At 63.6% G+C, this 22,697-nt stretch carries 20 protein-coding genes; 4 read left to right on the top strand and 16 right to left on the bottom strand.

Annotation, left to right across the window (positions count from 1 at the left end):
• Positions 1-23: 23 nt before the first annotated feature.
• The 4 genes from AC1TPF_RS23650 to AC1TPF_RS23635 all read right to left on the bottom strand — a co-directional run bounded on the left by AC1TPF_RS23650 (position 24) and on the right by AC1TPF_RS23635 (position 5,064).
• Complete coding sequence (locus tag AC1TPF_RS23650; RefSeq protein ID WP_482145450.1) at positions 24-2,414, bottom strand: aerobic carbon-monoxide dehydrogenase large subunit; 2,391 nt, start codon at positions 2,412-2,414, stop codon at positions 24-26.
• Complete coding sequence (locus AC1TPF_RS23645) at positions 2,411-2,932, bottom strand: (2Fe-2S)-binding protein (RefSeq protein WP_482145449.1); 522 nt, start codon at positions 2,930-2,932, stop codon at positions 2,411-2,413. Before AC1TPF_RS23645 ends, AC1TPF_RS23650 begins: the two co-directional genes overlap by 4 nt.
• 2 nt (positions 2,933-2,934) lie before the next feature.
• On the bottom strand, positions 2,935-3,825 hold the full coding sequence (locus tag AC1TPF_RS23640; RefSeq protein WP_482145448.1) for an FAD binding domain-containing protein: 891 nt from the start codon (positions 3,823-3,825) through the stop codon (positions 2,935-2,937).
• 78 nt (positions 3,826-3,903) lie between these two features.
• Entirely contained in the window at positions 3,904-5,064 is a 1,161-nt protein-coding gene (locus tag AC1TPF_RS23635; RefSeq protein ID WP_482145447.1) for an XdhC family protein, read from the bottom strand.
• A 108-nt stretch (positions 5,065-5,172) separates the two neighbouring features.
• Between AC1TPF_RS23635 and AC1TPF_RS23630 the strand changes: the two genes are divergently transcribed.
• Together AC1TPF_RS23630 and AC1TPF_RS23625 are read left to right on the top strand one after the other, a co-directional pair.
• Positions 5,173-6,129: a LysR family transcriptional regulator gene (locus AC1TPF_RS23630; RefSeq protein ID WP_482140282.1), complete on the top strand. Its 957-nt coding sequence runs from the start codon at positions 5,173-5,175 to the stop codon at positions 6,127-6,129.
• Positions 6,130-6,361: 232 nt separating this feature from the next.
• Positions 6,362-7,573, top strand: a complete 1,212-nt coding sequence (locus AC1TPF_RS23625; RefSeq protein WP_482145446.1) for an HNH endonuclease — start codon at positions 6,362-6,364, stop codon at positions 7,571-7,573.
• A gap of 148 nt (positions 7,574-7,721) precedes the next feature.
• Here the strand turns inward: AC1TPF_RS23625 and AC1TPF_RS23620 are convergent, their stop codons facing one another.
• The 12 genes from AC1TPF_RS23620 to AC1TPF_RS23565 form a co-directional block, all read right to left on the bottom strand.
• Entirely contained in the window at positions 7,722-8,450 is a 729-nt protein-coding gene (locus AC1TPF_RS23620) for a hypothetical protein (protein ID WP_482145568.1), read from the bottom strand.
• Between the two features lie 113 nt (positions 8,451-8,563).
• Positions 8,564-9,847 (bottom strand): MlaD family protein, encoded by a 1,284-nt coding sequence (locus AC1TPF_RS23615; protein WP_482145445.1) that lies wholly within the window; start codon positions 9,845-9,847, stop codon positions 8,564-8,566.
• Positions 9,844-10,953, bottom strand: coding sequence for an MlaD family protein (locus tag AC1TPF_RS23610; protein WP_482145444.1), 1,110 nt, complete (start codon positions 10,951-10,953; stop codon positions 9,844-9,846). Before AC1TPF_RS23610 ends, AC1TPF_RS23615 begins: the two co-directional genes overlap by 4 nt.
• On the bottom strand, positions 10,950-12,059 hold the full coding sequence (locus tag AC1TPF_RS23605; protein ID WP_482145443.1) for an MCE family protein: 1,110 nt from the start codon (positions 12,057-12,059) through the stop codon (positions 10,950-10,952). The genes AC1TPF_RS23610 and AC1TPF_RS23605 overlap by 4 nt, the downstream gene beginning before the upstream one ends.
• Positions 12,056-13,096 carry an MCE family protein gene (locus AC1TPF_RS23600; protein WP_482140291.1) on the bottom strand — a complete coding sequence of 347 codons (1,041 nt, stop codon included), beginning with the start codon at positions 13,094-13,096 and terminating at the stop codon, positions 12,056-12,058. Before AC1TPF_RS23600 ends, AC1TPF_RS23605 begins: the two co-directional genes overlap by 4 nt.
• A gap of 19 nt (positions 13,097-13,115) precedes the next feature.
• Positions 13,116-14,150 carry an MlaD family protein gene (locus tag AC1TPF_RS23595; protein ID WP_482140293.1) on the bottom strand — a complete coding sequence of 345 codons (1,035 nt, stop codon included), beginning with the start codon at positions 14,148-14,150 and terminating at the stop codon, positions 13,116-13,118.
• Complete coding sequence (locus AC1TPF_RS23590) at positions 14,147-15,442, bottom strand: MlaD family protein (RefSeq protein ID WP_482145442.1); 1,296 nt, start codon at positions 15,440-15,442, stop codon at positions 14,147-14,149. Before AC1TPF_RS23590 ends, AC1TPF_RS23595 begins: the two co-directional genes overlap by 4 nt.
• Before the next feature lie 11 nt (positions 15,443-15,453).
• Complete coding sequence (locus AC1TPF_RS23585) at positions 15,454-16,308, bottom strand: MlaE family ABC transporter permease (protein WP_482140297.1); 855 nt, start codon at positions 16,306-16,308, stop codon at positions 15,454-15,456.
• Positions 16,309-17,184, bottom strand: a complete 876-nt coding sequence (locus AC1TPF_RS23580) for an MlaE family ABC transporter permease (protein ID WP_482141418.1) — start codon at positions 17,182-17,184, stop codon at positions 16,309-16,311. It lies immediately after the preceding gene.
• Between the two features lie 263 nt (positions 17,185-17,447).
• Complete coding sequence (locus tag AC1TPF_RS23575; protein WP_482140299.1) at positions 17,448-18,218, bottom strand: SDR family NAD(P)-dependent oxidoreductase; 771 nt, start codon at positions 18,216-18,218, stop codon at positions 17,448-17,450.
• Positions 18,219-18,225: 7 nt separating this feature from the next.
• Entirely contained in the window at positions 18,226-19,503 is a 1,278-nt protein-coding gene (locus AC1TPF_RS23570) for a cytochrome P450 (RefSeq protein WP_482140301.1), read from the bottom strand.
• 310 nt (positions 19,504-19,813) lie between these two features.
• Positions 19,814-20,416, bottom strand: coding sequence for a TetR/AcrR family transcriptional regulator (locus tag AC1TPF_RS23565; protein ID WP_482145567.1), 603 nt, complete (start codon positions 20,414-20,416; stop codon positions 19,814-19,816).
• Positions 20,417-20,555: 139 nt separating this feature from the next.
• On the opposite strand from AC1TPF_RS23565, the gene AC1TPF_RS23560 reads away from it, so the two are divergent.
• Entirely contained in the window at positions 20,556-21,974 is a 1,419-nt protein-coding gene (locus tag AC1TPF_RS23560) for an MFS transporter (RefSeq protein WP_482145441.1), read from the top strand.
• Positions 21,971-22,657: an SGNH/GDSL hydrolase family protein gene (locus AC1TPF_RS23555; RefSeq protein ID WP_482145440.1), complete on the top strand. Its 687-nt coding sequence runs from the start codon at positions 21,971-21,973 to the stop codon at positions 22,655-22,657. Before AC1TPF_RS23560 ends, AC1TPF_RS23555 begins: the two co-directional genes overlap by 4 nt.
• The last annotated feature ends 40 nt before the right edge of the window (positions 22,658-22,697 follow it).

Here is a 22,697-nt window from a genome sequence, read left to right as displayed (position 1 = left end):
GACTTCGTCATGATGATCTCCGTTCAGATCGGTGGGGTTGCCCGGCCCTGCATGGCTTCCCACACCCGGGACGGGGTCAACGGCATGTCGGCATGCCGAACCCCGTAGGGCGCCAGCGCGTCCACGACGGCATTGACCACCGCAGGCGGCGAGCCGACCGTGGCAGATTCGCCGATACCCTTCGCACCGATCGGATGGTGCGGCGACGGTGTCACCGTGAAACCCGTCTCCAGATGTGGGACTTCCACTGCTGTGGGAATCAGATAGTCCATCAACGAGCCACCGAGGCAGTTGCCGTTCTCATCGAACTCGATGATCTCCATGAGCGCCATCCCGATTCCGTCGGCGATACCTCCGTGCACCTGACCTTCGATGATCATCGGATTGATCCGGGTGCCACAGTCGTCGACGGCAAGGAACCGGCGCACCTTCACCTGCGCGGTACCCGGGTCGATGTCCACAACACAGAAGTAGGCGCCGTATGGATAGGTGAGATTCTCGGGGTTGTAACAGATCTGGGCATCGAGACCACCTTCGATCCCGTCGGGAAGATCACCGGCGCCGTGGGCGCGCATCGCGATCTGGGAGATCGTCACGGCGGCAGACGGGTCACCCTTCACGTGGAACGATCCCTTCTCCCACTCCAGGTCGGCAACCGACGCCTCGAGCATCCCGGACGCGATGATCTTGGCCTTGTCGCGGACCTTGCGCGCCACCAGTGCCGCAGCGGCACCCGACACCGGCGTGGACCGGCTTCCGTAGGTGCCCAGGCCGAACGGTGTCTGGTCCGTATCACCGTGCACCACATCGATATCGTCCGGCGGGATACCGAGCTCTTCCGCGACGATCTGCGCGAACGTCGTCTCGTGGCCCTGGCCCTGGCTCTGCACCGACAGTCGCACAACGGCTTTGCCCGTCGGATGAACCCGCAGCTCGCACCCGTCGGCCATACCCAGTCCGAGGATGTCCATGTCTTTGCGAGGTCCGGCCCCGACCGCCTCGGTGAAGAACGACATCCCGATACCCATCAGTTCTCCGCGGGCGCGCTTTTCCTTCTGTTCCTGCCGCAGGGCGTCGTAGCCGATCATCTCCATCGCCATCCGCATCGTCTTCTCGTAGTCACCCGAGTCGTACAGCCAACCCGTTTTGCTCTTGTACGGAAACTGTTCGGGCCGAAGGAGATTCTGCAGGCGCAGCTGTGCGGGATCGGCCTTCAATTCTTGCGCGAGGCAATCGACGAGGCGTTCAACAAAATACACGGCCTCGGTGATCCGGAAGGAGCAGGCGTACGCAACTCCACCGGGCGCCTTGTTGGTGTAGACCGCGGTCATCTTTGCGTAGGCTGCCTCGATGTCGTAGCTACCGGTGAACACACCGAAGAATCCGGCCGGATACTTCACGGGGGCAGCAGTGCCGTTGAAGGCTCCGTGGTCGGCCAGTACGTTCGACCGGATCGCCAGGATCTTCCCGTCGCGGGTCGCGGCGATCTCACCGACCATGATGTAGTCACGGGCAAAGCCGGTGCTGGTGAGGTTTTCGCTGCGGTCCTCCATCCATTTCACCGGCTTGCCCAGAACCAGCGACGCCACGATGGCGCAGACATAACCGGGGTAGATCGGGACCTTGTTGCCGAATCCGCCGCCTATGTCGGGAGCGATGACGCGGATCTTGTGTTCCGGCAAGCCGGCGACCAAGGCATAGAGCGTTCGGTGGGCGTGCGGCGCCTGACTGGTCGACCACAGTGTCAACTTGCCCGACACCGGATCCAGATCGGCAACCGCTCCGCACGTCTCCATCGGCGCGGGATGCACTCGCGGATAGACCATCTCCTGTTTCACCACGACATCGGCCCGGGCGAACACCGCATCCGTCGCCGCCGCATCGCCGGTTTCCCAGTCGAAACAGTGGTTGTCTGTCTTGCCTTCCAGGTCGGTCCGGATGACCGGGGCGTCATCGGATAGGGCCCGACGCGCATCGATGACCGGTTCGAGGATGTCGTATTCGATGTCTATGAGTTCGAGGGCATCGCGCGCCGAGTACCGATCCTCGGCGACAACAAACGCCACCTCCTGTCCCTGGAACCGGACCTTGTCGGTGGCCAGGACCGCCTGCACATCATTCGACAGTGTCGGCATCCAGGCCAGGCCCTTCTCGGCCAGGTCGGCGCCGGTCACCACCGCTTTGACCTTCGGGTGGGCCAGCGCCGCGGAGGTGTCGATGCCGACGATGCGTGCGTGCGCCACCGGCGACCGCAGAATCGCCAGGTGCAGCATCCCGGGCAGAGTGACGTCGTCGACGTAATTGCCGCGGCCCCGGATGAACCGAGGATCTTCTTTGCGCAGCATCTTGCCGTGGCCACAGGGCTTGTGGTCGTTGTCGACCGTGTCTTCCGGTCGTGATTGCACTGTGGTCATGACGGACTCCCGATGGGCGAGGTGGCTGCGGCCGGACCGGTGGATTCCGTTGCGGCAGCGGCTTCCTTCTCCGCGGCCCACCTGATCGACCGCACGATCGTGGTGTAGCCGGTGCATCGGCAGATCTGACCGGAGATGGCTTCCCGGATGGTCTCCTCGTCGGGGTCCGGGTTGCGGTCGAGCAGGGCCCGCGCGGTGATCATCATCCCAGGTGTACAGAACCCGCACTGCAGGCCGTGGCACTGCATGAACCCCTCTTGTACCGGATCGAGCTTGCCGTCGACCTCGAGACCTTCGACGGTTCGCACCGAACGTCCATCGGCCATGACGGCCAGCATCGTGCACGATTTCACCGGTTCCCCGTCGACGTCCACAACACAGGTGCCGCAATTGCTGGTGTCACATCCCCAGTGGGTTCCGGTGAGCCGCAGTTGGTCTCGGAGGAAGTGAACAAGCAGAAGGCGTGGTTCGACGTCTGCCGTGACGGCCTCACCGTTGATTGTCAGATTCACCTGCATGATCAATTCCCTTCCGGGGCGGGCGTGTTCAACACACGTTCGACGGACGTGCGGAGCGTGCGAATGGTCAATTCGGAGGCGAGATGCCGCTTGTAGTCCGCGGTTCCACGGCTGTCGGTGAACGGCGAGCAGGCCACCGACGCGCGGCGGCCTGCCTCGGCGTACAACTCTTCGCTCGGCGGGTTCCCGACAAGCCCGGCAGCAACTTCGGCAAGTCCCGCCACGTCCGGATTCACCGCGGTCAGCCCCACCCGGGCCGCCGCGATCACCCCACCTTCGAGGGTGACACACGATCCGGCTGCGGTGATGGCCCAATCACCCACTCGCCGCTCGACTTTCGCATAGGCGCTGGAGGTTCCGAGTCGAACGGGGATCCTCACCTCGATGAGCAGTTCATTGGGCGCCATCGCGGTCTCGTATGGGCCAACCAAGAAATCGTCCATCGAGATCTCCCGATCACCGTCGGGCCCCCGCACGTGGCACGTCGCCCCGAGCACCGTGCAGACCGTTGTCAGGTCTTCGGCCGGGTCGGCCTGGCACAGAGATCCGCCGATGGTCCCCCGATTCCGCACCACCGGGTCGGCGATCACGCGTTCGGCGTCGCGGAAGATCGGGCAGACCGCCGCCAGGTCATCCGACTCGAGTGCCTGACGATGTCGGACCATCGCCCCCAGCCGAACCAGCGTCGGGTCGCAGATGATGTAACCCAACTCCGCGGCGAGATCGTTGATGTCGATCAGATACTCGGGGTTGGCCAGGCGCAGCTTCATCATCGGGAGCAGGCTGTGCCCACCTGCGACCACGCGCGCCTCCTCCCCGAGCCGATCGAGCAGTCCGATGGCGTCCGCGACGCCCGTTGCACGTTCGTATTCGAAGGGTCCAGGAACTTGCATGTGACCTACCTCACAATCGTGGAGGTGACCACAGTGACCCCGCCTGCGGCCAGGGTCAAGACCGAATTAAGCGATCACTTAATTCGCAGCCGCCGCCGGGCTCTCGACAACCGGCGTTTCCTGTTCGTGATGAATCCGACCATCGGTTTCGCGCAGCGGTCGGCCCCCGCCGCCCCACCGTCGAGCGATGATCTCGGCCGCGATCGACACCGCGGTCTCCTCCGGCGTCCGCGCACCGAGGTCCAGCCCGATCGGACTCGCCAGGCGCGAGATCTGAGTGTCGGTCAATCCCACGGCACGGAGTCGCTCGACCCGATCGTCATGAGTGCGCCGCGACCCCATCGCGCCGACGTAGGCCACCTCGGGCATTGTCAGAGCCACCTCGAGCAGCGGTACGTCGAACTTCGGATCGTGGGTCAGGACGCAGATGATCGTGCGCTGATCGAGAGCTCCGGCGTCCACCTGCGCGGACAGGTACCGGTGCGGCCACTCGACAACAACCTCATCCGCGGTGGGAAAACGCGCTGAGGTCGCAAACACCGGACGCGCGTCGCAGACCGTCACCCGATAGCCGAGGAACGATCCCTGCTGGGCGACGGCCGCAGCAAAATCGATGGCCCCGAACACCAGCATCCGCGGGCGCGGGGCGTAGCTGGACACGAATACCGCCATACCTTCACCGCGGCGCTGTCCGTCGGGACCGTAGTTCAGGACCTCACTCCGCCCGGCAGCAAGAAGCCCGCGCGCATCATCGGCCACCGCGTTGTCCATGCGGGTCGAGCCGAGGTGCCCGTCGACCGTCGTCGGCCGGACGACAAGCCGTCGCCCGACCCACACCGAATCCGGGTGTTCGATCACCGTCGCGATGGCAACGGGCTGATGATCGGCGATGTCCTGGGCAATCTGGCCCAGTTCGGGAAATGTCTCCTGCGAGATCGCCTCGACAAAAACATCCAGGATCCCGCCGCACGTCAGGCCCACGGCAAACGCGTCGTCATCCGAGACGCCGTAGCGTTCCAAAGCCGGTTCACCATTTTGTGCGGCGTCGACGGCCAGTTCATAGACCGCACCCTCCACACATCCACCGGATACAGAACCGCTGACCGTGCCGTCGGGCGCCACCACCATCAATGCCCCGGCCGGCCTGGGAGCTGACCGGAACGTCCGCACGACCGTGCCGACGCCCGCGGTTGCCCCGGAACGCCAGATACGCATCAGATCTGCCAGCACGTCTTGCATTTCTCAAACTCCTCCACGCGGCCCGCGGCCCGTTGTGCCCGCGTCCCTTTATAATTGGCCGTTCACGATTCGACGTGTCAGGCCTGACCTCCAACGTAGGCTCAGAACGTGACACCCGCTCAGCTTCGAGCCTATTCCGCCGTGGTGCGGCACGGTTCCGTGCATGCGGCAGCCCAGGAACTCGGTATGACCGACGCCGGGATCTCCACGCACGTTGCGCAACTGCGTAAAGAACTCGACGATCCGCTGTTCACACCGACCGCAGGCGGGTTGGCATTCACCCCTGGCGGCCTGCGACTTGCCGGACGGGCCACGGAGATCCTCGGTCTGCAGCAGCAGACGGTGATCGAGGTCGGAGAGGCAGCCCGCGGCCGACGACTGCTCAACATCGCGGCATCGAGCTCGTTTGCCGAGCACGCGGCACCGGGCCTCATCGAACTGTTCGCCTCCCGCGCCAAAGACCTCTCGGTGGAGTTGAGTGTGCACCCGACCGCCAACTTCAAGAATCTCATCGAATCACGTGCGGTGGACATAGCGCTGGGTCCGCAGGCCGCACCCCCCAGTGACTCCATCGCGGTGCGTCCGTTCCTCAATTACCAGGTCATCACCGTTGCGGCGCCGGACAACCCACTCGCTTCCGGAGTGCCCACATCGACACTGCTGCACGAGCAGCAGTGGATGCTCGGCCCCAGCGCCGGAAGCTCCACCGGCGAGCAGGCAAAGATGTTGCACGACCTGGGAATCCCCGAATCCAGGCAACGAATATTCCAGAGCGATGCCGCCGCGATGGAAGAAGTCCACCGCAGCGGCGGGGTGACCCTGACCCTCGGTTTTGCGGTCGCCGCCGACCTGGCAGCCCGGCGCCTGATCCAGATCAAGGCCCCCGGCCTGCAGGTTGCGGGGCAGTGGAGTGCATCCACGTTGCCACCGGCATCCCGTCAACCCGCGGTCTCGGAGCTCCTACGGTTCATCACCACACCGCGTTGCACACAGGCGATGATCCGCGGATCAGGTGTCGGGGTGACCCGCTTTCGCCCGAAAGTCCATGTGACGCTCTGGAGTTGACTGATCTACTCCGCGGGCGATAGTAGCCAACTGCCTCCGCGTGACTTGTTTCGTCTCACTATCGAAAGATATTGCACCCAAACCACATTGGGTGGAATGAGCCCTTGCGAACATGCGTTCGACTGGGTACAGTGGAGTCAGTCGACCATAAGCACGACGCATCTGACGCCTTCCCCGCAGAGACACCCCGGTCGACCTCCCGGTTTACTCTCTCCTTGGAAGGTGCTGTGCTATGCGACTTCTCGAGATGGTCGACGATCTCGTCGACCTAGTGATTCCTGATGACGCGAACGTTGCGCTAGGGGTGGTGAAGGAGCTGATCACCCTGCGCAACGCGACCGAGCACCAACTCGCGACATGCGCCGCGGTGATCGACGAGTCGGGTATCGCCCGTAAGGCCGGGTCGACGACGGCAAAGGTGTTGCAGGTCAACGGTGCAGCACCCGCTTCTGCGTATCGCTGGTTACGTATCGGCGCCGGTATTGCGGGCTTGGATCGGACTGCCGGGTATTCGCGGGACGGGTTCCTGTCCTCCGAACATATCGACGCGGTGGTCAAAGGTGTCGCCCATGTCGTCGGCCGGTCCGAGGATCCGATCACCGCCGAACAGCAAGTCGAGTTCGAGCGGAAACTGTTGAGCCACGCCATCTCCGGATGTCCACCGGCTGAGATCGGTGCGGCTGCCCGCATGCTGGGCAACGAGGTCGCCAGGGACACCGGTGGTCCGCCGCCGGCCGAAGACCGGTCACTGAACAGCCTGGACTATGCAGTCCGTGAGGGTCGATGTGTCGGCACGTTCGATGTGGATGCGGTGATCGGGGAGAAGTTGTTTTCCGCGTTGGACTTCTGGTCCAGGGCCCGCCCCGAACCCGACGGCTCGGATGACAGTCGAAGTCCTACCCAACGTCGGGCCGATGCCTTGCACCAGCTGTTGGACTGTGGCGGTGGCGGACCAACATTGGTGTCGGCGCCGCGGACCGAGGTGATGGTCACCGTGCCAGCCGATCATCCCGAGGCTGCGTCCCTGCCATGGATGGGTCCGGTCACCGAAGCAACCGCCGCTGCGTTGGCGTGCGATTCATCAATCACCTCGATCACCCTGGACGGGCAGCAAGTCCCGGTCGATATGAGTCCACCGAAACGGCTGTTCAAAGGGCTGGTGCGCAAAGCGATCATCATCCGCGATACCTGCTGTGTGAAATGTGGGGCAAAGGCCGGCTGGTCGGACTGCCACCACATCGTGCACTTCGCCGATGGCGGTGCCACCACCCTGGAGAACGGGTGCCTGCTGTGCCGCACCTGCCATATGGCGGTCCACAACACCGACTGGGACGTAATCATGGGATCCGACGGCCATCCGTGGCTGATCCCGCCGGCCGACATCGATCCGCAGCGAAAACCATTGCCGGCCTACAACCGACGAACCCTGACCCTCGCCGCCTGAACCAACTTTCCACCACCAGCGCACCCGAGATCTTGTCGGGACCGCGCACGCATCTTTGACAACTCCATAGTGTGAAAAGCGTGTAGTGCTGTCGCCCGTTCCAATCGATTGGGCGGGACGGGGCGGCAGCGCCACTGGCTTGGGTGCGTCAGGGCAGGTCGACCTTGGAGGCCAGCCAGCGTCCGTCGACCTTCTCCATGGTCATCAGGACACGGCTCCGGTCGATTCTCGCGTCCGGCGTCGCGGTGTTGGTGACGCTCTGGTCGACAAAGAGCATGACCTCCACCTTGGACGTCGTCGCCGACTTGATGCCCGAGTCGATGACCGTGCCCTGCGCGTTCGCCTTGTTCTCGACAAGGAGATCGCGCAGCTGCCCGCTCGACTGCGAATACATGTCCTTGAATTCGCCGGTGGCCCCATCGAGTACGGCCGCGAAGTTCTGGTCCAGTTTGTCCGCGCTGACGCTGGTCAGGGTCACCGCGTATTGCTCTGCCGCGGCCTGGGCTTCGTCGGCGGCGGCATCGATGTTGCTCTGCTCGTTCAACTTCCAGCCCAGGATTGCGGCCACGACAATGGCCGCGATGGCGATCACCGCCAGCGCACCCACTGCGGCCCGGCGAATCGTGAACAACGTCCGCCACGAACGGCGGTCGGTTTCGGCACCTCTCTTTGATCGAGTCCGCCTGGCAGACGACCTGTTGCCTTTCCCGACAGCGTCTTTCCCGACAGCGGCCTTCTCTGGGTCGGTCTTCTCTGCGTCGACCTTCTCTGGGTCGGTCTTCTCTGCGTCGGTCTTCTCTGCGTCGGTCTGCGCAGTGTCGACCGCGACCGTCGGCGTATCCGCTTCTGCGGGTTCGACGTCCGCACTGTCGGCCATCAATCCCCATTTTTCTTCGGGAGTGGAGGTGACCGTTCCGCTGAGTTTGCTCATCGTTCTCTCCTCTGGATTGTCTCCGCTGTTGTGGTGGTGACCACCGGGCTGTTGTGTGGTCATGGCGCCGAGGGCAGGACGGGACCTGCATAGGGCAATGGAATCGATTCCGGCCCAACGGGAGTCGGCGACGCGGTCGCGAGCGGATCGGCACCGGGTGGCGGACCACCCGAATCGTCACCGGCTGGGCGTGGAGCGTTGGCGGCACCGCGGATCAGCATCGACGGATCGTCTTCCGTGCAGTAGGTGCCGTAGAGATATGGCTCCGGGAAGTCCACCTGCCAGTGCGGACGGCGCGGGAGATCGTACTGGCAGTTCTTGCGCGGATAGATGTTCACCGCAGCCCAGATACCTCCGTCACGCATGACCGATGCGATCGCGTCGAGGGTCGAGCCGTTCCGATCCTGCGGGAAGAAGAACTCCTGTAACGCAGGGACTCTCAGATAGGTCAGCTGAGCAACCGTCGTCAGACTCCCCAGGAGCTGGACCATCGTCGGCGAGTTGTCGGCGATGATCGAGTCGACGGCCTGCAGTGTCACCGGCGTCTGGTCGATGAACGTCCGGAAACCGGAGTCCATCGACGCGATCCCGTCCAGCGTTCCTGCGAGCTTCTGCGACGTGTCCTGCAGCCCCGGGCTCATCTCCTTGAGAGTGCCGAGGACAACTTGGCTGTTGTTGAGCAAGCTGACGGTCTGCGGGAGCACCGAATCGAGCGTCGAGATGAGGAAGGTTCCGCCGGTGATGATCGATTCCAGCTTCTCGGGTCCTTCGGGACCGACCCCCAACTCGGTGATGATCGTCTCGACCTTGGCCGGTTCGATCTGAGCGAGCATCCCATCGAGATCACCCAACAGATCCGCCATCGGGACCGGTGTCGTGGTCTGGTCGGCCTCGACGACCGATCCGTTGGTCAGATAGGGGCCCTCGTCGGTGGTGGGCCGGAAGTCGAGGTACTGCTCACCGGCCGGAGAGAGCCCGGCAACCCGGACCTCACCATCGCTGGGGATCTGAACGTCGCCCTCGATCGTGGCAACCGCCACCACCCCGTCATCTGACAGTTCCACGCTCGCGACCTTGCCGATCGGCACACCCCGCAGGGTCACGTCCTGCTTCGGCAGCAACCCACCCGACAACGCGAGGTTGACCCGCACCGTCATCTTCGTGGCGGTCGGATCGGCCTGGAACACCCCGAACACCAGATAGGTGACGCCGAGAACCAGCACCGTCAGCAGGGCGCCGACCGACAACCACAGCCGATGATCGACCAGTTTTCCGACGCCGGTGACGACGAGTTTGGCCGGCGTCTCCAAAGGTCCGTTGGCGTACTCCAGTTGCTGGGTCATCGGCGCGGTCCCGTCAGATGACCACGCAGCCGCTCGAGGGTGTGGGTGAGTGTGCCGACGGCGTTGGCACCGTCGGTTTCCAGGGTCGGGAGCTCGCTTCCCGGATCGGCTGAATGCCCTGGATCTGCGAGCGCACCGATCGAGAGGTCTTGGAGATCGGCATCCGGATGGGCCGCGGTGCCGTTGGTGATCTTGATGACCGGGGCAAGCAATGCGTTCACCTTGTCGAGGTCTGCCTTGGGGTTTGTCGCCGCGGCGTTGAGCTCAGCGGCAAGGGTGTTGAGGTCGGCGATCATTCCCCGGTTGCCCGTACCGGCGACCGACGGGAACTTGGCCAGTTGGGCGGTGACGTCGGCGAGCTGTTTGACGAGCCCGAGAATCTGACCGGTGTTCGCGTTGAGAACGGTCAGCGCCGGTCCCGCCGCCGCGATTGCGTCGGTGATGGTGCTCTGGCCTGCCGACAACGTCGAGACCAGTCGATTGGTCTGGTTGAGGGTGGTGCGGATCTCGCCTGACCGGGCCGAGAGCTTGCCGATGAGGCTGGTGGACTGATCGATCAGGGCGCCCAACCGGTCACCCTTGTCGCCCACCGCTGTCCCCAGGCCGTTGATGACCTTGGTCAGATTGCGGATCACGCCACCGTTGACCAGCAGCGCCGACGTGGTCAGCACCTCCTCGATGGTGGCCGCCGCCGAGGTCTGCTCGATCTCGATGGCATCACCGTCCTGCAGAGCCGGGCCATCAGGGGCCGCATCCACCGGGGGCTGAACCGCCACGAAGATGTCACCGAGCGGTGTCGCCGAACGCAATTCGGCGCGGGTGCCGGACGGCAGGGTCACCTTCTCACTGATCTTCAGCGTGACAACGGCCGTGTAGTCCTCGACCCGCATACCTTCGACCTCGCCGATGTCGGCACCGGCGAGTTTCACCTTCGCCTGATTCGGGAGGTTGAGCGCGTTCTGGAAGGTGGCGTAGACCGTGTACGTGTCACCACCGACACTTCGCGCCGGTAGTGGCACCGACTCGAGGTCCATCGAACAGGCACTGGTGAACACGGCGAGCGCAACCAACGCTCCGCCCAACGCAGTCCGACCCCGGCGCATCATCGGGGCAGTCCTGCCATGCCCTCGAGCATTGCCGAGACCCCGAAGTCGGGACCGAAATCGGACAATGTGCCGGTGGCACAACCAAGTTGACGAAGTCCCAACACGTTGCACACTTCTTTCAGCAGCTGGCCGTCGAAGAACACCTTCTCGATCTGCGCATGCACCCTGGCGACCTTGTTGTCGTGATCGACGATGTTGTAGACGCTGTCCAGCAACATCGGTGTGACATCCAGGAACTCGCCGATCTCCCGCTGATAGTCCGCCAGCGATTTCACGAGCGTATTGGCATCGGTCACAGTTGTTTTCAGATTTCCCCGGTTGTCCCGGAGCAGGCTTTCGGCCTCCAGCAGGATCGCGTTGATCTGGGCGCCGGTGTTGCCTGCGCCGAGGTCTTGATCGGCGAGCATGTCACTGAGTTGGCTGATCGCAGAACCGAACTCGCGGATCTGCCCATCGTTGGTGGCCGCGGCATCGGTCAGGACCGACAGATTGTCGACGATGGTGGTGATCGCGTTCTTGGTCTCGACGCCTCCATCCTCACCCATCCGCAATGCATTGGACAGCTGCGTCAGTGCGCTGCGAATGTCCTGGCCATTGCCATCGGTCATCGCCGACCCGACGTCGAGGAGCTGCGCAACCGGTCCGGCCCCCTGCCCATCGCCCTGGAGTTCTACCGCGAGGTCATCGGCCATCGCCAGCAACCGGTCGAACTCGACCGGGGTCTTGGTGCGGTCCAGACCGACCTGATCGTTGTTCTTCAACGTCGGCCCGCCCGTGTAGGCCGGGGAAAGCTCGACATGCCGGTCGGTGAGGATCGACGTCGACACGGTGACCACGTTGACGTCCGCCGGGATCTTCACGTCACCGTCGATCTTCATCGTCACCTCCACGTGGGTGCCCTTCGGGGAGATCGTCTCGACCGTTCCCACCGGCATGCCCAGCACCGCCACCGAGTTGCCCTCGTAGAGGCCGACAGCATTGTCGAAAAGCGCACTCACCCTGATCGATCCCTCAGAGGCGGTGGCCGCTCGGACACTTCCGAAACAGACCACGGCGACGAGCGCCGCGATGACCGCAAACTTGATCACTGCCTTGCCCGTTCTCATTTGCAGTCCTTCAAATACTCGGGAAGATTCACCTGATTGGCCCGGCCGCTGATCGCGCACATCCAGGAATCGACGAACGGTCCGGCTATCGACGTGAAGTCGGCTTCGTTGGCGGTACCGGTGACGTTCGCGAAGTTGCGGATCGGCACGGGCAAGATCTGCAAGGCGTTACGCAGCAGATCATCGTTGGTTGCCAGGGTCTGCATCATCCCGTTCAGATTCACGATCAGCTCGTCGACCGCAGGCCGGTTGTCCACCACGATCGTCTGCAGTTGATCCACCAACTCAGTGGTGGCATCGAACAGCTGATCGATCATCGCTCGACGAGAGTTGATCTCCTGCAATACCTCTCGACCTTGCGCCACCAGAGAGCCCAGATTGCCCTGTTGCTTGCGGATCACCTCTGTGAGCTGTTTGGTGCTCGTGAGCAGAGACCCGATCTGGCCCCGCCGGTCGGCCATGATCGATGCCAGACTCTCGACATTGGTGAGGACCTGGGGTATCAGCTCCGGCGTACCCTCCAGTTGCGCCGAGAGTGTGGTCATGGTCTCGCCGATGTTCGCGAAGTCGACCTGCTCGAAAGTTGTGGTCGCACTGGTGATCAGCTGTTGAAGGTCGTAGGGAACAGCGGTGTGCGCCAGGTTGAGCCGGCCATCGGGAAGACTCCCGGCACCGGCCGGTTTGAGTTCCACGTATCGCGACCCGAGCAATGTCGTCAACTGGATGGACGCAGTGGTGTCAGCGCCCAGTTTCAGATCACTGTCGATCTCCAGCGTCACCACCACGTGGTCGCCCGCCAGCCGGGTCGCGGCAACCGTACCCACCGACACCCCGGCCACGGTGATCGAGTCGCCGGAGCTCACGCCTGCTGCCTGCGCAAAGTCGGCGTCGTACTTGACCTTGCCGATACCCGCGCCCGCAATCTGCAACAGAGCGATGAGCAGGACCACGATGATGCCCACCGTGATCGCACCCAGGACAGCCATGTTGTGCTTTTCCACCGGCTGCCGGATCACCCGGCTCGTGTTCGAAACCATTCGCTTCAGCATGATGTCCTCACTGGCACGCCGGGGAGAACTTGGTCTTACCGCCGGGCGTGGCAGCATCGACGATGGACGGGATCACATTGCTCAGCGCCGGGATGTACGTGACATTCAGGGTGCACAGGTAGGTGTCGATGTACGCACCCGCCTGGGTCACGCGGGCCAGCCCCTTCAACAAGATCGGGACGTTGAAGCCCAGATACGCGAACGCATCAAGGTTGTCCATGTAGTGCTTGGCGAAACCCGGTTGCCGCGTGATGAACTGGTTGAGCTCCGGTGCAGCCTCATTGGCCAGTGTGGCAACTCGTCCCACCACCGTCGAAATCGAATCGATGGAGGTCACGAGTTCTTCGCGGCGCTGCGCCAACTGGGTGAACATCGCCTGGGATTGGGTGATCACCGTGTCGACGGCGCCACGTTGTTCGGCAAAGGTCCGAACGATGCCGTCGAGGTTGCCGATGATGTCGCCGAGTATCTGATCGGGTCCGGCGAACGACTCCGCGAGGTCCGATGTCTGCGCGACGAGCGTGGTGATCGATCCGTTGTCACCCTGCAGTGCCCGGATGATGGACGTCGTGATGTTGTCGATCTGATTGGGGTCCAAAACGCTGAACAGCGGTTCGAATCCGTTGAGGAGCACCGAGATGTTGAATGAGGGTTCGGTGCGTTCGAGGGGGATCTCTCCCCCCTTCATGATGCTCGGATCGCCGTGGTCGCCGAGCGAGAGCCCCAGGTATCGCTGGCCGATGATGTTCTCGTAGGTGATCGAAGCCTTGGTGTTTCCGTAGATCTGCTGATCGGATTCCACCCGGAAGCCGACCTTGGCAAGGAGCCCGTCCAGCTTGATCGAATCGACGCGCCCTACCCGGACACCGGCCATCCGGACGTCGTCGCCGACACCGAGGCCGGAAACATCACTGAACACTGCGCTATACGAGGTCGACGGTCCGTCGACGCTGCGCCGCAGGGTGTTGAAAACGGTCCACGTCAACGCGATCGAGATGACCAGGAAGATGATCAGACCGATGAGCGGTTTGCGATAGCTCATGACTGCGGACCCCCTTCTGCGGCATCGACATTGATCGTGGTTCCGCGGGCGAGCGGCCCGAGCAGCAAGGTGGACGCGGCACTCGGCGTCTCGCCGATGATCTTGCCGAGCACTTCCTGCTCCTGCGCACTGCCCACGGAACCGACATTGCCGCCCATCGGCGCCGACATGAAGTTCTGCGCGCCGTTACGGTTGGGGAACGTCGAGATCCCGTCCCCTACGGGCGCCGTCTGACAACTCGCGCCTTCCAGCTCGCCGTAGCGCGGGCAGTCGGCCTGGGTGAACATTCGGTGAGGGGTGAACTGGAACAGGAACTTTCCGGCGCCGTTCTGTGCACCGACCGGCCAGAACTCCTCGAACCACTTGTCGGAGATATTCGCCAGGCTGGTGGTGATCTGGGTGAACGACGAACCCCCGTCTGCGAGGACACCGAGTACCGGCGACAGGTTTGTGGTGATCCCGATGATCGTGTCGGTGTTGTTTGCCAGTGCCGTGTTCGCCGTCGCCAAAGTGGTGGAGGCACCTGCCAACAACTCGTTCAGCCCACGGTTCTTCTCCGCCAGCGTCTTCATCGGCACCACCGCACTGTGCATCACGTCGAGCAATTCGGGCGCCGACTCGTTCAACCCTTGGACCGCACCGCTCAGTGCGTTCAGAGTCGACGGTCCGTTGCCGGTCCCGATGATCGCGTCCATTTCTCTGGTGATCCGATCGAGAGCGGCTCCGGCGTCCGAGATCTCGGCACCATGGCGATCGGTGGCCTGCGCCACCACGGCCAGCAGCCCCACCGTTTGATCGGTTCCCACCCGGGCCGATGCGGCGATGATCTCGCGGAGTTTGGTCATCGCGGTCTGCAACTGGATGGTCGAGGCACTCTCATCCTGGTCGATGATCGCCCCTTCGGTCAGCGGCGGTGCCGCACCATTGTCGATCAGCTGGATCGACGAGACCGCAAACACGTTGCTGGGCACCACTCTTGCGGTCACCGTTTGCGGAATGTCGTGGGCGTAAGCGGGATCGAGGGACAGGTCGACGTGGTTCATTCCACCGTCCTGTCCCGGTTCGAGCCCGGTGACGGTACCGACCAGCACGCCGCGATACTTGACGTCTGAGTTGTTCGGCAGGCCGTCACCGACATCGGCGAGTACTGCGGTGGCCTTCATGACGTCGTCGAACTTGCCGTTCACCTTGGCCATCAACGCCACCAAGAGCAATGCGACCACCACCAGCGTGCTGATACCGATCAGATACAGCTTCAGGTTGGAGTGACCCCGCGGGTCTGCATCGAACATGACCGCCATCGCTAACCACCAAGCCTTGCGCCGGTGCCGACACCCCAGAATGCCATCGTCAGCAACAGATTCAGGACGATCATCGCCGAGATGCTCGCGCGCATCGCCCGCCCCGCCGCAGTGCCCACACCCTGCGGTCCACCGGCCGCGTAGTAGCCGTAGTAACACTGGATCGTCGAGGTGACGATCACGAAGACAACTGCCTTGGCCAACGAGTACAGGACGTCGGTGCTGCCAAGCACCAGCCGGAAATAGTGCTCATAGGTTCCGGCAGGCATGCCACTGGAAAAGCCCACGATCAACTGCACTGTCACATAATTCAGGGTCAGACAGGCCAGGTAGAGCGGGATGATGGCAACGATCGAGGCGAGTATCCGGGTGGTCACCAGGTACGGGATCGGCCGGATCGCCAGGGCCTCCATCGCGTCGATTTCCTCGGAGATCCGCATCGCACCGAGTTGTGCGGTGAACCGGCAACCCGCCTGTGCGGCAAAGGCCAAAGAGGCCATGATCGGCGCCAGTTCCCTGGTGACGGCAGTCGATGCGACCATCCCGGTTGCCGGCTCCAGGCCGAGCAGATGCAACGCCTGATATCCCTCGATCGCCACCAGCGCGCCCGCCGCTGCCCCGAGGACGATGATGACACCGGCAGTTCCGCCGCCGACAACAATCGATCCGTTACCCCAGGTCACATCGGACAGGATCCGCAGGAACTCCTTGCGATAGTGGCGCAACGTCAACGGGATCGACACGAGGGCCCGGGCCAGGAACGCCACCATGTGACCGAGGCGCATGACCAGGACACCCTGCGCATTGGCCGCTTTGACGAAGGGGCGTGTTCCGGGGGGATAGTACTTGGACGCCATCTAGAAACCCGTCCGCGGGAACAGCAGTACGTACAGCTGCGTGAAGCCGACGTTGACCACCATCAGCAGGATGATCGAGGCGACCACCGTCGCGTTGACCGCATTCGCGACGCCCGCCGGCCCACCCCGGGTGTTCAACCCCTTGTGGCAGGCCACAATTGCCACGATCGCACCGAACACCACAGCCTTGATCATCGTCAGGTAGAAGTCGCCGACCGTCGCGAACGAGGCGAAGGTGGAGACGAATGTACCTGGGGTTCCGTTCTGCACAAAGGTGTTGAACAGATAGCCCGAGAAGAACCCGACAAAGCAGACGACACCGGTCAGGCACACGCCGACCAGAATCGCTGCCGCCAGGCGCGGCACCACCAGTCGCTGGATCACCGAGAGGCCCATCACCTCCATCGCGTCGATCTCGTCCCGGATCTTCCTGGATCCGAGATCGGCGCAGATCGCCGACCCGGCGGCCGACGCCATCAGTAATGCGGCGACCATCGGCGCACCCTGCCGGATGACCGCGAGACCGCTTGCCGCGCCTGCCATCGACGTCGCACCCACCTGCCCTGCCAACAGGGCGAACTGGATCGACAACGTCATGCCGATCGGGACGGCCACGAACACCGTCGGCATGGCTGACGCCGACGCCATGAAAGCGGACTGCCGAACGAACTCTACAAACGGGAACCGCAAGCGCACGATGTCCATGAACAGGTACTGGATTGCCCGAAGTCCCAATACACATTGGCCGCCAACGGTTTCCAATGAGGCGACCGGATGCCGACGGACATAGCCGCGCATCCATCCGGTGATCTCACCGACAGCGGACCGCTGCGGTGCCCGGTCATCGGGTTTGGTATCCCGCTCGCGGCGCGCCATGTCCTTGGACCCGGTGGCCGACGGCTGATCGAGGATGGCCATCAACAACTCTCGGCTGCGCTGGCGTGGACCCGATTGTTCACGGCGGTCGACGTAGGTTCACTCAGCATTCGCGCTTCCCCCCTTGATCCCCCGGATCGCAAGCGGTGTTGTGGCTTTCACCGATTGCGATCTCGAGGCGACAAGTATCGAGTATTGGCTGTCGTCGATATTGATGTGTCATGATCGAGCGGATTCCCCCCGCCTTTGGAAAAAAACTGCGGTCAGATGTACCAGCCGCCGTTGACCCCGATGCTCTGTCCGGTGATGAAACCGGCCTGCTCGCTGCACAGGAACGCCGCTGCCGCACCGACATCGTCCGGCAGACCCGCCCGCCGGACCGGCGTCATCGCTGCGAGATCGCTGATCGCCGGGATGTACCCGTTCTGGACTCCCTGCTGAGCCATCGGGGTGTCGATGATCGACGGCGGAATGGTGTTGACCGTGATCCCCTCTGGTGAATACTCGTACGCCAGTGCCTTGGTCAGGGCGATCACGCCACCCTTCGACGCAACATAATGCGCCCGTTGCGGTGCGCCGCCCTGCGCACTGGACGACGAGATCGTGACGATCCGTCCCCAGCCGGCTGCGGTCATATCCGGTATGACCGCCTGCGCCGCGTTGAACGTCCCGGTGAGATTCACTGCGAGCATGCGTTCCCACCCCTGCGCCGTGATGTCGGTGAAGGGCAACTGCGCTTCGATGCCGGCACTGGTCACCAGGATCTGAACGGGACCGAATGCGTCCCGAACCTGACCGAGCGCGGTGTCGATCGCGGCGCGGTCGGTGACGTCCACCTCCGCCGACATCGCCTCGGCCCCACCGGCCCTCAGATCTTCGGCCGCCTTGTGGGCCTCGTCGCGATTCTGGTCGAAGATCGCGATGCGATGTCCGGCCGCGGCCAGATGCTGCGCCACCGACAGCCCGATACCCGAGGCCCCACCGGTGATGACGGCGACCCGGCTCACGGTGCCGTCGTTCTTGAGATCAGTCATCGCAGGCTCAGGCGATCGGGGTGAAGTCGAGGTACAACTCGGTCAGACCACGCAGGATATAGGTCGGTTCGTAGTTGAAGACACGCGCGCCGACGGGGCCGTGCTTCTCCTCGTTGATCCTGATGTCACCCATCCGATCGAAGAACCTGTTGAACGACACCACGCCTTCGACCTTTGCCAGCGGGCCGCCCGGGCAGGAATGGATTCCACGGCCAAATGCCATCTGCTCCTTGACGTTATGGCGATCGAGGTCCAGCGCGTGTGGGTCGTCGAAACGTGACGGGTCACGGTTGATCGCACCGACACAGAGCATCACGGTGGTACCGGCCTTGACGTCCAGTTCGCCTACCTTGGTGGTCTTCTTGGCCAGTCGGAACGTCGACTTGACCGGGCCTTCCAACCGGAGGGTTTCTTCGATGAAATTCGGGATGAGCTCACGGTCATCCCTGATGCGCTGCTGCAACTCGGGATCTTCGGCGAGGAACCGGAGTCCGGCACTGAGCAACTTGACGGTGGTCTCCTGGCCGGCCGCGAACACGAACGTCGCCGACCGCACCACGTCGATGACCTCGGGGGTCGATCCGTCCGGATACTTGGCCTCGGCGAGCGCGGTCAGCACGTCGCCGCGGGGCTCGTTCCGCCGGTCCTCGATGTATTTGCTGAACTTCGAGTCCAGCCATTCCAGCGGATTCTGCTCGAGCACATCCTTGTCGAGCGCTCCGACCACAGCACCCGGACGCGGCGAACCCAGCCGGTTACGGAACTCATCGTGATCCTCCTCCGGCACACCGAGGAGATCAGCAATGACCAACAGCGCGAAGGGTTTTGCATAGTCCTTCAAGATCTCGGTACTGCCGGACTTGACGAACTCGTCGAGCTGGGTGTCGGCAAGCCGCCACATGAACTCTTCGTTTTCCTTGATGCGGCGCGGTGTGAACAAGCGGTTCAGTAGTCCGCGGGACAGCTTGTGCTCCGGATTGTCCATCGTGACCATGTGCTCGTGCATGATCATCTCGGGGCGATGCGCTGCGATGAGATCGCTGATGTCGTCGCCCTCGGGGGTGAACGGCAGGTCCGGGAAAGGTCCGCCGACCGCGATGCACGACGAGAAGTTCTCGGTGTCACGGAACACGGCGAGCGCCTCGTCGTGACCGGTCACCGCCACCACGCCGTGATGGGGTTCGACCAGCACCGGACACTTCGACCGCAGATGGTCCAAGTACGGATTCGGGTCAGGAATTATCGACTGGTCCGTAAAATAGTCGATCGAATCGAAGTCACTCACGAAATACGCCTCCCTCGTAGTGCATGACTGGCCGGTGCCATTCACGTTCGCGGAAGACTCCGAACCCCCTGGGCCGTGGTCCGTCCTCCGCGAATTGCTGAGCACTCGCCTTGCAGTGCTGAGCACTTGAATAGCATGCCTGATCAATTGAGGTCAAGATCACTATTCGGGAAAATCGGCGCGCCAGATCACGGAAAGAGCTTGACGATCAGACCATCGCCCGGCGTGTCGAGTTGACCGTACCGCACTGTTTACCGCAAAGGCGACGGTAGAGCACCGTTACCGGTAGGGGCGTTCCACGGTTCTCGCGCTACACAGTCGGCCCGAGCAGGCCTTCGGTGATCGATCGCGCGGTCGGTATCGCCGTCTCGTCACCCATGCGGGCCCCGACGTTGGCGGCGGCCACGATGGCGTCCAACTGAAAGGCCACAGCGTGCGCGTCGCGCCCGGCGAGATGGCCTTGGGCCTGGGCGCGTCGAATCTCCTTTTCCAGCAAAGCGAACCAATCGAGGCGGTCGGCATCGATGGCGTCGCGGACCGGACCGGTTCGGCTGTCGAATTCCACGGTGGCGGCGACTCGGAAACAACCACCCGGCAGGACCGGCGCACCGACATAGTCGAACCAGTTGTCGACGAGCCTCCGCAGCCGCGGCATCCCGCCCGGCTCTACGAACGCCGGTTTCACGACGTGCTCGATGAACACCTCACGAGCCGCCTGCACCGCGGCGACCTGCAGATTCTCCTTGCTGCCGAACAGGGTGGCGACACCACTTTTACTCAGCCCCAGATCGCCGGCCAGCTTGCCGAGGCTCAGCCCCGTAAGGCCTTCGACAGAGGCCACGTCGGCGGCGTGACGCGCGATCGTCGCACGGGCCCGCGCGCCTTTGATCAGCCGCTGGTCGGAAGTTTGCATCAGCTCAGCCACCCCTCCATGGTCACATCTAGGGCTTGCAAAGTCGAACGATCGGTCGTACTTTTTATAAATACGCACGATCGTCCGTATTGTTTCTTGATCCAGATCCCCGTCCTCCAATACTCCGAGAGGGAATCCCATGACCGAGGTTTCCGAGCCGGGCACCGTCCCGCCACCCTCCAGATCCGCAACCCGATCAGCCCGGCTGTCGCTGCTTGTCGCCTGTGGCGCCGCCTTCGTAGCATTCCTCGACCTGTCGGTCGTCAACATCGCCTTTCCCGCCATCGCCCGCGACCTCACCGCCACGCCAACGACCACCCTCACCTGGGTGGTCAGCGGCTATGCGGTCGCATTCGCGGCGTTGCTCACCCCGGCGGGCCGGTTCGCCGACGTCCTTGGCCGACGTCGCGTATTCCTGTACGCATTGGCCGGTTTTGCGCTCACCTCGCTGCTGTGCGCACTCGCCCCCACCGCCGAGTGGCTCATCGCCTGCCGGTTCGTGCAGGGCGCGACCGCATCGTTGATGATCCCGGCCGGGCTCGGACTGGTGCTCAGTGTCACCGCGCCGCAGCGGATAGCAGTCGCGATCGCGGCATGGACCGCCTCCGGCGGGTTTGCCGCGGCGGTCGGACCCGCGATCGGCGGCACCCTCGTCGAATGGTTCGGGTGGCGTTCGGTTTTCATCGTCAACGTCCCGATCGCCGCGATCCTCATCGGGCTCGGCCTGTCCGTCATCGCCGCCGACATACCCGGGCGTGAACACGGGCTGCCGGACTGGATCGGTACGGCCGCAACGGCGTTGGGTATTGCCGCCGTAGTCGCGGCAGTCACCGAAGGCGGGCGGTGGGAATGGGATTCGTGGCAAACGCTGCTGTGCGGCGGAATCGGAGCGGCGCTACTGATAGTGGCGCTCTTGCGGTCGCGCCGCCACCGGAGCCCCGCCATCGCCGTGGAGTTGTGGCGCAGCCGCCGCTATGCGCTGACCAACATGACCTCGTTCACGTTCGGTGCCACGATGTTCGCGTGGCTACTGGCAGGCCCCCTGTGGCTCGACGCGGTCTGGCAATACTCGGTGTTGGAATCGGCTGGGGCGATGACCATCGGGGCGGTCGCCTCCATGGTCACCGCAGTGACGGCAGGCCGGGCACCCGTGAATCGGCAACGCGCGCTGGGTGTTACGGGTGCGCTCATGTTCGCGGCATCCGCCCTGTATATGTCCACCGACGTATGGGGCACTGAGCCCGCCTTCTGGCAGGCATGGGTACCCGCCGGGATCCTCGGGGGCGGCGGTATCGGGCTGATCCTCACGGTGCTCGGGACCGCGGCCGTGAGCTCGGTTCCGCCACAGCAGTTTGCAACGGGCATCGGCATGAACCTGACCGCGCGACAAACCGGCGGAGCGCTGGGGATCGCGATCCTCGCCGCCGTCTTCGCTGCCAACCCAGGCGGCCAGCTGTCCACCTTCCACACCATGTTCGCCGTGTGCGCCGGAATCGCTCTGGCGGCCGCGGCCTGCGCGTCGACGATTCCCGCCCAACCATCAGGAGAGACCCGATGAGCCACAATGACATTCGCGACATCGACAACCACGCGGAGGTGGACGATCCGATGTTGCTGACCCCCGATGCAGCCCACGAGATGCTGGCAGGAACGCCGTGGCGCCGGTTCGCGGTCATCGGCGATTCGATCGCCGCGGGCACCGGCGATCCGTGGCCCGGGTACGCCGATGTGCCGTGGGCCGACCGGGTGGCGGCGACCATGAGGTCGGTACATCCAGATCTCGCCTATCTCAACACCGGGAAGATCGGCGCCACCATCGGTCAGGTCCATGCCGAACAGGTGCGCCCCGCCCTCGACTTCCAACCGGATCTGGTGCACGTTTCCGGCGGCGGCAACGATCTGTTCCTTCGCGACGCCGACCTGCTCGCAGTGGAACGCGACCTCGACAATCTTTGCACCGCCGCGACCGCAGGCGGGGCCAGGCTGTCGATGTTCACCCTGGCCGACGCCTTCACCGGTCGCCTACGCGTGCTGCGCCCCAACTTCATGGCTTTCGCCGACATCGTGCGCCGAGTGGCCGCACACCACGATGCGATCCTCACCGAATTTTGGGACCATCCGGCCAGGACCCGGCAAAATTGGCTGAGCGCGGACCTCATTCACCTCACGATGGCCGGACACGCGGTGGTCGCAACCGACGTCACCAAGTCACTGGCAAGGTTCCATCGCGGCAGCCTATGAGAGCCTCGAAAAGGTGAGAGCACCCGAACGCCCTTCGGCG

It is taken from the genome of Williamsia sp. Y853 (genome assembly GCF_056786495.1).
Note: the sequence above shows the minus strand (reverse complement) of the source record. Positions and strands in the feature narration are given on the sequence as shown.